The following is an 11,412-nucleotide window of genomic DNA, read 5'->3' as shown; positions in this document are numbered from 1 at the left end:
GTAGAAATCTTCGCTTCTCTTGATGTCCGGCCGTTCCTAGGCTGTATCCATGCTCACGGTTCTCGCCGGCCTCGGCCTCGGTCTCTCCCTCATCGTCGCCATCGGCGCGCAGAACGTCTTCGTGCTGCGTCAGGGGATCCGCCGCGAGCACGTCCTCGCCGTCGTGATCATCTGCGCCCTCTCCGACGCGGCTCTGATCGCGGCCGGTGTCGCCGGACTCGGTTTCGTGATCTCCGCCGCGCCGTGGCTGGTGGTCGTCGCACGATGGGCGGGGGCGCTGTTCCTGCTGACCTATGGCATCCTGGCCGCACGCCGGGCCTGGCGTGGAGGTGAGGAGTTGGTCGTCGAGACCTCCGACTCCTCGCCCTCCGCATCGCTCGCATCGAGCGGCGTGACGGCGACGCTCACTCGCACGCGGTTGACACCCGTGATCCTGACGACGCTCGCGCTGACCTGGCTCAATCCGCACGTGTACCTCGACACCGTGCTGATGCTCGGCTCGATCGCCGCCACCCACGGCGACGAGCGCTGGCTGTTCGCGGGCGGGGCGATCGCCGCCAGCATCCTGTGGTTCACGGCGCTGGGGTTCGGCGCCCGCTATCTGGGGCGCTGGTTGCGCACCCCGCGGTCGTGGCGCATCCTCGACGCCGTGATCGCCGTGGTCATGATCGCGATCGCGATCAGCCTCGTGCTGCCGGTGCTAGGAATCTGAGCGGAGTCAGACGCTGTCGATCTGCGCGAGCCGGGCGCGGACGAGCGTCTCGAGCACCTCGCCCGGGATCGGATGCTCGGGCTGGAACCGGATGGTGCCCTTGTCGACGCTGATTCCCGGATGCCCGTCGAGCATGTCGGCGACGGCGGCGACGGCATCCGGGCTGAACGGGTAGATGCCGATATGCTTCTTGGCGCGCATCACCGAGAGCAGCGGCTTGCCGCCGTGCACGAGCGCGGGCATGCCGTAGCCCGTGCCCTGCTCCGCGTCCGGATCCTCCCGACGGGCGACCGCATAGACGCGGTCGATCGCATCACGATCGGCAACGGCGAGATCTGCGAGGTAGTCGTCGATGGTTCCCACGAGGGCATCCTGCCACCGATCGGCGCACAGGGCGAGGAGATCGCCGGATCAGGCCCCGTCGAGCGGCCGCATGATGCGGGTGAGGAATCGCTGCGTGCGTTCATGCTTCGGTGCGCTGAAGATCTCAGCCGGCGGCCCCTGCTCCACGACGACGCCGCCGTCCATGAACAGCACGTGATCGGCGGCTTCGCGCGCGAAGCTCAGCTCGTGGGTGACGACCGCCATGGTCCAGTTCTCGTCCGCGAGCTCCTTGATCACGAGCAGCACTTCGCCGACGAGCTCCGGATCGAGCGCACTGGTCGGCTCGTCGAACAGCAGCAGGTCGGGCTTGAGCGCGAGCGCGCGCACGATTCCCACGCGCTGCTGCTGCCCTCCGGAGAGTTGGTGCGGGCGGGCATCCGCCTTGTCGGCCAAACCGACCCGGTCGAGCAGCGCGAGCGCCTCGGCCACCACCTCGGCCTTCGGCCGCCCCTGCACCCGCCACGGCCCCTCGATGACATTCTCGAGCACCGTCAGGTGCGGGAAGAGATTGTGGTGCTGGAACACCATCGCCGAGCGGTCGCGCAGCGCGAGTCGCTTCTGCTTCTGCACGCGGGGCTTCGGCTGCACGGCGGGCGAGAAGTCGATCTCCGGGCCGCCCGCGACGACGATCGTGCCGGCGTCGGGCGTCTCCAGCCCGTTGAGCGCACGGAGCACCGTCGTCTTGCCCGAGCCGCTGGGGCCGATGAGCACGACGACCTCGCCACGGTGCAAAGTCAGATCGATGCCGCGGAGCACCTCGTTGTCACCGAAGCTCTTGTGCAGGCCACGGGCGGTGAGCAGAGCCTCTGAAGTGTTGTCAGTGCGCGACACGACTGTCGAGCCTCCTCTCGAGGGCGCTCTGTCCGAACGACAGCACCAGGCAGAACACCCAGTAGACCAGCGCCGCGGCGAGGTAGAGCACCATGAACTCGTAGGTCGTCGACGCGATCTGCTGGGCCACCTTGAACAGCTCGGTCACGAGGATCAGCGACGCGAGCGAGGTGTCCTTCACGAGGGAGATGAACGTGTTTGACAGCGGCGGCACCGACACCCGCGCCGCCTGCGGCAGGATGATGCGCGTGAGCGTGCGCGTGCGGTTCATCCCCACGGTGTACGCGGCCTCCCACTGCCCCTGCGGGACGGAGAGGATGGCCGCACGCACCACCTCGGCGCCGTAGCCGCCGACGTTGAGCGACAGCGCGATGATCGCGCTCGGCCATGGATCGATCGTGATCCCGATCGACGGCATGCCGTAGAAGATCACGAACAGCTGCACCAGCAACGGCGTCCCCCGGATCACCGAGATGTAGAACCGCGCGACGCCCGAGAGGATCGGGTTCACGGAGATCCGCATCAGCGCGATGCCGATGGCGATGACGAGTCCCAGCGTGAAGGATGCCAGTGCGAGCGGCACCGTCGCCGTCAGACCCGCCCAGGCGATCGGCCCGAGCGAGTCGAGGAACAGCTGCCAGGGGTTCTCCATCGATTACTGCGAGACGTCTTCGCCGAAGTACTTCTTGCTGATCTCGGCCAGAGTTCCGTCCGCACGCAGCTCGTCGAGCGCCCCGTCGACCGCCGTGACGAGCGCTTCCTTGTCCTTAGTGAACGCGAAGGCCTGCTCGCCGGCATCTTCGGTCTCGGCGGCGATCTTCAGACCGGTCGGGCTGTTGGTCGTCTCGTAGTCGAGGAACGTCAGCTTGTCGTTGATGGTCGCATCGACGCGGCCCTGACGCAGGAGCTCGACGGCCTGCGCCCAGCCCTCGACGCCCTCGACCTTGGCACCCGATTCAGTGGCGAGGTCGTTCCAGTTGCTCGTGAGCGACTGTGCGGTGGTCTTGCCCTCGAGGTCGGCGAACGACGAGATCGAGTCGTCATCCTCGTTCACGACGATGACGCCGGGCGAGACCGTGTAGGGCGTGCTGAAGAGGTATTTCGCCTCGCGCTCGTCGTTGATCGTGACCTGGTTGGCGATCACGTCGAAGCGTCCGGCGTCGAGGCCCGCGAAGATTGCATCCCACTGGGTCTCTTCGAACTTCACCTCGAGGCCGAGCTTGTCGGCGACGGCTTCGATGATCTCCACGTCGTATCCGGTCAGGTCACCGGCGCCGTTGTCGCCGTGGAAGCTGAACGGGCGATACGTGCCCTCGGTTCCGACGGTGAGCGTGCCGTCCTTCGCGAGACCGTACTCCGAACTCGCGGAGCTCTCGCCACTGCCCGAGGTGCTCGCGGGCGTGCTCGACCCGCTGCAGGCGGTCAGGGCTGCGGCGGCGACGACGAGTGCGGTGACGGCGATGAGACGACGGGACATGAACCCTCCTGGGGTGTGAAGCGCGGTGCGAGTTTACGCGACCGACGCGGGAACTCCCCCACAGTACGTGGCGCTCGGCGGATCGCCGCATCCGATGACGTTGCGTTTCGCGGGTCTGGCCTGCCCTCTCGGGGCCCTGCCCCGTTCGAGCGCCAGCCCTGTTCCGGTCGCACTTCCTGCCGCTCAGCAGTCGATGATGCGGCAGGAAGTGCGACCGGAACGAGGTCTGCGCAGGACGCAGAAACGCCCCCGGGCGAACCCGGGGGCGTTTCAGAGAGTCAGACTCAGATGGAGTTGACGTCCAGCGGGATGCCGGGGCCGAACGTGGTCGACACCGCACCCTTCTGGATGTAACGGCCCTTCGAGCTCGACGGCTTGAGGCGGACGATCTCCTCGAGCGCTGCGCCGATGTTCTCGTTCAGCTGCTCTGCGGTGAAGGATGCCTTGCCGACGACGAAGTGCACGTTGGCGTGCTTGTCGACGCGGAACTCGATCTTTCCGCCCTTGATCTCCTCGACGGCCTTGGCCGGGTTCGGAGTCACGGTGCCGGTCTTCGGGTTCGGCATCAGACCACGCGGTCCGAGCACCTTTCCGAGACGACCGACCTGGCCCATGAGCTCCGGGGTGGAGACAGCGGCGTCGAAGTTGGTCCAGCCATCGGCGACCTTCTGGATGAGCTCGGCGCCGCCGACCTCATCTGCACCTGCGGCGATCGCAGCCTCGGCCGCGGGGCCGGTGGCGAAGACGATGACGCGGGCGGTCTTACCGGTGCCGTGGGGCAGGATGACGGTGCCGCGCACCATCTGGTCTGCCTTGCGGGGGTCGACGGCGAGCTTCAGCGCGACCTCGACGGTCGAGTCGAACTTCGTCGAGCCGGTCTCCTTCGCGAGGGCGACAGCCTCGGTGGGGGTGTAGAAACGGTCTGCCTCGATCTTCTCGGCGGCAGCCTTGTAAGCCTTGGACTTGGTAGCCATGATTATTCTCCTCAGCCCTCGACCGTGATGCCCATGGAACGGGCGGTGCCGGCGATGATCGAGATCGCGGCCTCGATGTCGTTCGCGTTCAGGTCGGCCTGCTTGGTCTCGGCGATCTGACGGACCTGGTCCTTGGTGATCTTCGCGACCTTGACGGTGTGCGGGGTCGCGGAGCCCTTGGGGACGCCGGCGGCCTTCTTGATGAGCTCCGCAGCAGGCGGGGTCTTCAGGACGAAGGTGAAGCTGCGGTCCTCGTAGACGGTGATCTCGACGGGGATGACGTTGCCGCGCTGCGACTCGGTCGCGGCGTTGTACGCCTTGCAGAACTCCATGATGTTGACGCCATGCTGACCGAGCGCGGGGCCGATCGGCGGCGCCGGGTTGGCTGCACCGGCGTTGATCTGAAGCTTGATCAGGCCGGTCACCTTCTTCTTCGGTGCCATTCTCTTTCCTTTCATCGAATCGGATGCCGGAGCATCCGCTTCTCCCACAGATCCGGCGGTTCCGGAACGTGGTCGTCTCCGCGCACGCCGAAGCGTCGCACAAACCACACAAGTCTACCCGATCAGAAGGAGTCCTGCCGGCCACGGCCGCTCAGCGGCGCAACGGACGCCTGCCCGACGCAAGAGGCGCCTGCCCGACGCAAGAACGGCCGCCCCGAGAGGGACGGCCGTTCTCGTGTGAATGTGTGTCAGACCATCTTGGTGACCTGGTCGAACGACAGCTCCACCGGGGTCTCGCGCTCGAAGAGGGAGACGAGGACCGTGAGCTTGCCGCTCTCGGGCTTGATCTCGCTGATCGAACCGGGAAGACCCGCGAACGAGCCCTCCTTGATCGTGATGGTCTCGCCGACCTCGAAGTCGACCTCGGCCGGCAGGGGACGAGCGACGGCGACGCCGCCCTTCGACGCGATGTTCTTGGCCGTGGGGACGTCCTTGACCTCGACGAGCGACTTCAGCATGTTGAAGGCCTCTTCGAAGCGCAGCGGCGTCGGGTTATGGGCGTTGCCCACGAAGCCGGTGACACCCGGGGTGTGCCGCACGACCGACCAGGTGTCTTCCGTGAGCTCCATGCGCACCAGCACATAGCCGGGGATGCGCACGCGGGTGACCATCTTGCGCTGGCCGTTCTTGATCTCGACCACGTCTTCCATCGGGACCTCGACCTGGTAGATCTCGTCCTCGACCTCGAGCGTCGACTTGCGCTGCTCGATGTTGGCCTTCACCTTGCGCTCGAAACCGGCGTAGGAGTGGATGACGTACCACTTGCCCGGGAGCATGCGGAGGTCCATGCGGAAGGCCTCGTACGGGTCTTCCTCGGCGTCCTCGTCGTCTTCGTCCGTCGAGGAGTCCTCGTCGGCCTGCGCGTCGTCAGCGCCGAGCTCGGGACCGTCGTAGGGAGTGACCTCGTCGGCCGCCTCCGCCTCCTGCTCGGCGACTTCTTCGGCCACTGATTCGTTGAGGACCTCAGCGGCAGCCTCAGACTCAGCCGCTTCGTCCAGGTTGAGAGCGTCGTTCACGATCGCGTCCGCCTCCGGGTCGTCGATGTCGATGTCGATGTCAGCCGTGTCATCCTCTTCGCCGTCCTCATCTTCGACGTGGACCGCGACGTGTTCGGCCGAGGTGACCGAGAGCTCTTCCTCAGCGAGGACGTTGCCCTCCTGGGCCTCGTCTTCCTCGCTGGACTGCTCTGCGGCGGTCGCCCAGTCGGCGTCGTCGGAATATCGTTCAGACACGTTGTTTTCTCCATAGCTGCGGCGCGAGCCGCGGGGGTCATCAGCCAGGGATTCCGAACACCCAGTGCGCCAAGAGCCCGAAGGCGAAGTCCAAGCCGTAGACGATGCCCATGACGATGATCACGAAGACGAGCACCACCCCGGTGAACTTGAACAGCTCCTTGCGAGTCGGGGTGACGACCTTGCGGAGCTCGGCGATGACCTGGCGGATGAACAGGGCGATGCTCCCGAAGAACCGGGAGAAGGGGTTGCCCTTCTTCTCGCGGGTGGCGCCGGCCGCGACGACCTCGCCGCGCGGTTCGTCCTGATCCATCCTGAATGTACCTTTCGTGTGTCAGCGTTGCGCTGACGCGCAGGGCGGACAGGAATCGAACCTGCAACCTGCGGTTTTGGAGACCGCTGCTCTGCCAATTGAGCTACCGCCCTAGAGACCGGGAGGTCTCGGGGTGTTCTCCCCACTCTGCCACCGTAGCCGCGATCGGAAGACCCCAGGCATGGCGAAAGAATGCAGACAACAACTGCCCCACAAGCATACGGCATCGATCCGGTCGCGCCGAACCGGGATCGCGATGGCGTGTTCTTGTTAGGCTCAGCGAGCGTATGCAGGAGGAGGGAGCGCCGGTGAGCGCTGAAGTGCAGCAGTTCCAGGTGGATCTGCGCGGAGTCGTCGATCTGCTCAGCCGGCACATCTACTCCAGTCCTCGCGTGTACCTGCGAGAGCTCTTGCAGAACGCCCGCGACGCGATCACCGCCCGCCGCGAGGTCGACGGTGGCGGCGGCCGCATCCGGATCACTCCGCTGACCGCCGAGACCGGCGAGTTCGTGCTGCGCGACGACGGCGTGGGGCTGACCGCCACGGAGGTCGCCGATCTGCTGGCGACGGTCGGCCGCAGCTCCAAGCGGGACATCTTCGACCTCCCCCGCAGCGACTACCTCGGGCAGTTCGGCATCGGTCTGCTCAGCTGCTTCATGGTCGCCGACACGATCGTCATCCGCTCGCGCAGCGCCCGCGGCGGCGCCTCGGTCGAGTGGACCGGCAGTGCCGACGGCACGTTCCAGGTGGCCGAGATCGACGAGGAGCTGCCGATCGGCACCAGTGTGCACCTCGTCCCGCGCTTCGACGCCGACGAGCTGCTGCGCCCCGCCGCCGTGCACGAGCTGGCGACGACGTTCGGGGAGTTCCTGCCGGTGCGCGTCACGATCGACGCCGCCGCCGGCGACATCGACATCACCCGAGACGCTCCGTTCCTCGACGCCGCGCAGGACCCCGAAGCCGCGGTCGGCTACGGTCGGGATCTCCTCGGAGCGAGTCCGCTCGACGTCATCGAGCTGAGCGAGCCCGCCACGGGCACGCGCGGCCTCGCGTACGTGCTGCCGTTCGCCCCTCCTCCCGGTGCACGCCAGGCCACGCGCATGTACCTGGGACGGATGCTGCTCTCCGAGCGCGTCGACGACGTGCTCCCCGACTGGGCCTTCTTCGTGCGCGCCGTGATCGATTCCACCGGCCTCGCTCCCACCGCGAGCAGGGAATCGCTCGTCGAGGACGCGGCGCTCGAACGCGTGCGCGAGCAGCTGGGCGCCGGCATCCGCCGCTGGGTGCTCGAGCTGGGGCTGCGCGAACCCCATCGTCTCGCGCAGTTCGTCGCCGTGCACGAGGTCGGCCTCAAATCCCTGGTGCGCCACGACGAGGAGCTCGCCCACTTCATCTCCCGCTGGTTGACGGTCGAGACGACGCACGGCACGGTGCGGATCGGCGACCTCGTCGAGAGATACCCGCACATCCGCTACGCGCAGAGCGTGGACGAATTCCGCCAGGTGGCCGGCATCTCCCCCTCCGATGAGGTGCTCGTCAACGGCGGCTACCTCTACGACGCCGATCTGATCCGGATGCTGCCCGACCTCTACCCGCACGTCTCCGTCGAAAAGGTGGATGTCACGGGCGAACTCGATCGTCTCGATCCGCCACCCCTCGACGACCGCGATGCGGCCGTCGCCCTCGAAGCGCGCGCCGGTGCCGTGCTCGACGCATCCGACTGCTCCGTGGTCGTCCGGTCGATCGACCGCCCCGATCTCGCCGGGCTCTACGTGGCCGACCCCGAGGTGCTGCGGGCGATCGACCGCGGACGCACCAAGGGCGTCACCGGGGCCCTCTGGGGCGGTGTACTGCATCGCATCGACCAGACCCTGTCATCCGCCCGCGACGACGATCTGCGCGCGCGCCTGTGCCTGAACTGGTCCAATCGGGTCGTGCGCGCCCTGGTGCGCGTGCAGGACGACGCCGTCTTCGCGCGCACCGTGCAGCTCCTCTACATCCAGGCGCTTCTCGCCGGGCACCATCCGCTCGCGGACGCCGACCGGACGCTGATGACCAGCGCCCTCGCCGACCTCGTCTCGCTCTCGGCCGGTCTGGAGGGCGACACCATCCCCTTCGGCGACGCCCGCTGACTCTCCACCGAAAGGTCCCCTCCATGGCACGTCCGAAGAAGCGCTTCCAGCAGCTGATCGAGGAGATCGATCGCACCCCCTGGGGGCCCGCAGAGCAGGCGCTGGTCTCCGAGGCCGTCGCCCTGGCGATCGAGATCGGCGACGAGCGGCTCGAGTACGAGGCTCGGATGCGTCAGACCGCGTCGGCGAACATGAACGGCGCCACCGACGTGATGCTCAACTCGTTCGCGTGGTGCCTCGCCCATCACGATGCCGACCCGCAGCGCTTCCCGGCCGATCTCGACAACGGCGGAGCCGATCTGATGTGGCAGTTCAAGTGGATGGCCTCGTCGCTGCGGTCCTCCCCCGCGTTCTCGCAGGAGCAGATCGCCGCCGTGCTCGACGACATGGAGTCGCACTACCGCGCCGCGGGGCTCGGCGTCAGCGGCGTGCTCACCGCGCGCTTCGAGGACGCCTGGGACGCCGGTCGCATGGACGAGGCCGAGGCGCTGCGCGTGCAGCTGGAGGCGACGCCGCGCGACGACCACAGCCACTGCGACGCCTGCGGACGCAGTCAGATCGCGGGCTTCTTCGCCGACACCGACCGCGACGCCGAGGCGATCGTGCTCGTCGAGGAGATGATCGAGGGCGGATTCTCCTGTGGAGAGGAGCCCGAGCACGCCCTCTCGCGCGTGCTCCTGCCCTACCTGCGTGCCGGACGCCTCGACGAGGCGAAGACCGCGCATCTGCGCAGCTACCGACTGGCCAAGGACAACCCCGACAACCTTCGCATCGTCGCCAACAACATCGTGTTCGCAGCCCTCACCGGCAACGAGGCGCGCGCGCTCGCACTGGTCGAGAAGCACATCTCCTGGCTCGCGCACGACGGCCTGAACGTCGACGCCCATTTCGCGGCGCTCGCGGCCCTCGCCGTGGCGCTGGACCGGGTGACGGCCGTCGGACACGGCGACACTCCCGTGCGCGGCGCGGAGTCGGCCGCCCTCGTCCCGTTCTTCGGCGAGCACGACGGCACCTGGAGCGCCGCCGAGCTCGCGGCAGCCGCGTGGACCGCTGCGGAGCGGATCGGAGCGGGCTTCGACGGGCGTGACGGGACGGACGGGCACGCCCGCAGCCTGGAACGGATGCGGGCGCTGGCGGACGAGCGGTACGACGTTCCGATCCGCTCCGACGCGTTCGTCGCCGCGGCACCCACCACCACACCGGTCGACGCGGACGGATGGTTCGAGCGGGCGATGCAGCTCGCCCAGTTCGGCGCCGAGCACGAGACGCTCGAGGCCCTGCCCCGGGCTCTCGAGGTCGAGGACCCCGCGAAGCGCGCCCAGTTGCTCTCGATGCGCCTGGGCATCCTGATCGCCCTCGATCGCGCCGACGAGGCTCTGCAGCTCCTCCCGGAGCGTGTCGCCGCACTGCGCGCGGCCGGTCGCGATGTGCAGGCCGATCTCGAAGAACGTCTCGGCCTCGCGACGTTCGGGCTGAACACCCCGGAGACGACCGCCGCCCTCGAGGAGGAGATCGGCGCCTCCGAGCATCTCCCCGCCTGGACGCGCGGCGACCTCGCGATCAGCCGCGCCGCCCTGCACCTGCAGTCCGGCGAACCCGACGCCGCGCTCGATCACGCCGAGGTGGCGGCGCGGTCGTTCGCCGAGGCCGAGGACACCCGTCTGACGAACACCACGACGCTGCTGGCCATCTCGGCCGTGCTGAGCAAGGGCGACCTCGAAGCGGGGAGCGCGCTGCTCGACCGCTTCCTCGCTCAGGACGACCTCAGCGCGGGCCACCGGGCCCAGGCGCTGCAGACCCGCGCACGCGTGCGCGGCGGCGGGAACACGTACCTGGAGGGCGCGGCCGATGCCGACGAGGCCTGCCGCCTGCTCGCCGAACTGGGAGCGACCCGCGCGCTCGGTGACGCGCACCTGCTCGCCGGAGCCCTCTGGGAGGACGCGGACGAGCCGGAGAAAGCCGTCTCGCGCTACCGCCTCGCCGCGCGCCTGGGAGGCGAAGCCGGAGCGGACACGACCGGACTCGACTTCCGTCTCGCGCGCGCGATGCTGCGTGTCGGCGATGCAGAAGAAGCCGCAGAGCTGTTCGGCGACGTGCTGCAGCGCGAGGAGGAGGCCGACGTCCCCGCCGGCTCGCGCGCCATGACCGTGTCGATGCTCGCGCGCGCCCTGAGCGCCGCGGGCGAGTTCGGTCAGTCGGTCGGTGCGCACGGCTATGCCTCCGAACTGTTCGGGCAGGCCGAGGAGCACGGGGACCAGGCGATGTCGATGACGGAGCAGGCCAAGATCCTCGCGCGCTTCGACGAGCACGACGATGCGATCGCCCTGCTTGAGTCCGCCGCCGAGATCGTACGGCGCGCGCCCGAAGCCGTCGGCGCGCTCACCGAGGTTCTGCACAGTCTCGGCCAGGCCTACGGCGGACGCGGCGATGAGCGGGCGTTCGGGCTCTTCGACGAGGTCGCCGCCCTCGCGCAGCAGCACGAGGCCGAGTGGCTGCTCGCCGATGTGACCGACTCGCGCGCACGGGCGCTGGCCGAGCTCGGCCGTGTCGATGAAGCCGTCTCGGCTGCTCTCACCGCGGCCGACGGCTTCGCAGCGCTCGGAGACCTGGGCTCGGCCGGAGGCTCGGAGCTGTTCGCGGCGCGGGTGCTCGCCGGCAACGAGCGCTCAGCCGACGCGGTCCCGGTCTACCGCAGCGCCATCGAGCACGCGGCCGGACACGCGCCGCTGTTGCAGGTGTCGGCCCTCGAGCTCGGCAACGTGCTCGAGGCACTCGGCCGTCACGGCGAAGCCGCCGAGATCCGCGCGCACCTGGAGAGCTGAGCGCAGGGCCGGCGAGACGGCGTCGTCGCTGG

The 11,412-nt window shown here is 68.4% G+C and carries 11 protein-coding genes and 1 tRNA gene; 3 read left to right on the top strand and 9 right to left on the bottom strand.

The features are described from left to right. Positions 1 to 49: 49 nt before the first annotated feature. The gene (locus GLO27_RS15715; RefSeq protein WP_167255635.1) at positions 50 to 712 is read left to right on the top strand and encodes a LysE/ArgO family amino acid transporter; all 663 of its coding nucleotides are present in this window, start codon (positions 50 to 52) and stop codon (positions 710 to 712) included. Positions 713 to 718: 6 nt separating this feature from the next. On the opposite strand, the gene GLO27_RS15710 is transcribed toward GLO27_RS15715, so the two are convergent. From GLO27_RS15710 to GLO27_RS15670, 9 genes are all read right to left on the bottom strand, one after another. Further along, on the bottom strand, positions 719 to 1,075 hold the full coding sequence (locus GLO27_RS15710; protein ID WP_167255633.1) for a DUF1801 domain-containing protein: 357 nt from the start codon (positions 1,073 to 1,075) through the stop codon (positions 719 to 721). A 48-nt stretch (positions 1,076 to 1,123) separates the two neighbouring features. Beyond that, complete coding sequence (locus GLO27_RS15705; RefSeq protein WP_292774693.1) at positions 1,124 to 1,927, bottom strand: amino acid ABC transporter ATP-binding protein; 804 nt, start codon at positions 1,925 to 1,927, stop codon at positions 1,124 to 1,126. Continuing rightward, the gene (locus GLO27_RS15700; protein ID WP_029258908.1) at positions 1,914 to 2,579 is read right to left on the bottom strand and encodes an amino acid ABC transporter permease; all 666 of its coding nucleotides are present in this window, start codon (positions 2,577 to 2,579) and stop codon (positions 1,914 to 1,916) included. Before GLO27_RS15700 ends, GLO27_RS15705 begins: the two co-directional genes overlap by 14 nt. A 3-nt stretch (positions 2,580 to 2,582) precedes the next feature. Beyond that, positions 2,583 to 3,404, bottom strand: a complete 822-nt coding sequence (locus GLO27_RS15695; RefSeq protein WP_029258909.1) for an amino acid ABC transporter substrate-binding protein — start codon at positions 3,402 to 3,404, stop codon at positions 2,583 to 2,585. A 284-nt stretch (positions 3,405 to 3,688) separates the two neighbouring features. Beyond that, positions 3,689 to 4,378 (bottom strand): 50S ribosomal protein L1, encoded by a 690-nt coding sequence (rplA, locus tag GLO27_RS15690; protein WP_021201063.1) that lies wholly within the window; start codon positions 4,376 to 4,378, stop codon positions 3,689 to 3,691. An 11-nt stretch (positions 4,379 to 4,389) separates the two neighbouring features. Then, positions 4,390 to 4,821, bottom strand: a complete 432-nt coding sequence (gene rplK, locus GLO27_RS15685; protein ID WP_017829145.1) for a 50S ribosomal protein L11 — start codon at positions 4,819 to 4,821, stop codon at positions 4,390 to 4,392. A gap of 248 nt (positions 4,822 to 5,069) precedes the next feature. Next, positions 5,070 to 6,113, bottom strand: coding sequence for a transcription termination/antitermination protein NusG (gene nusG / locus GLO27_RS15680; protein WP_021201064.1), 1,044 nt, complete (start codon positions 6,111 to 6,113; stop codon positions 5,070 to 5,072). Between the two features lie 40 nt (positions 6,114 to 6,153). Beyond that, positions 6,154 to 6,426, bottom strand: a complete 273-nt coding sequence (gene secE / locus GLO27_RS15675) for a preprotein translocase subunit SecE (RefSeq protein WP_021201065.1) — start codon at positions 6,424 to 6,426, stop codon at positions 6,154 to 6,156. Positions 6,427 to 6,466: 40 nt separating this feature from the next. Further along, positions 6,467 to 6,539, bottom strand: a tRNA-Trp gene (locus tag GLO27_RS15670). Between the two features lie 195 nt (positions 6,540 to 6,734). Here GLO27_RS15670 and GLO27_RS15665 point away from each other — a divergent pair. After that, a complete protein-coding gene (locus GLO27_RS15665) occupies positions 6,735 to 8,558 on the top strand; it encodes an HSP90 family protein (protein WP_167255631.1) in 1,824 nt (607 codons plus the stop codon). Between the two features lie 23 nt (positions 8,559 to 8,581). Then, positions 8,582 to 11,380, top strand: coding sequence for a hypothetical protein (locus GLO27_RS15660; RefSeq protein ID WP_167255629.1), 2,799 nt, complete (start codon positions 8,582 to 8,584; stop codon positions 11,378 to 11,380). Positions 11,381 to 11,412 lie beyond the last annotated feature (32 nt).

The organism is Microbacterium sp. Be9 (assembly GCF_011754135.1).
Classification (GTDB): Bacteria; Actinomycetota; Actinomycetes; order Actinomycetales; family Microbacteriaceae; genus Microbacterium; species Microbacterium maritypicum_A.
The sequence above is the reverse complement of the archived record's forward strand: the minus strand, read 5'-3'. Positions and strand labels throughout refer to the sequence as shown.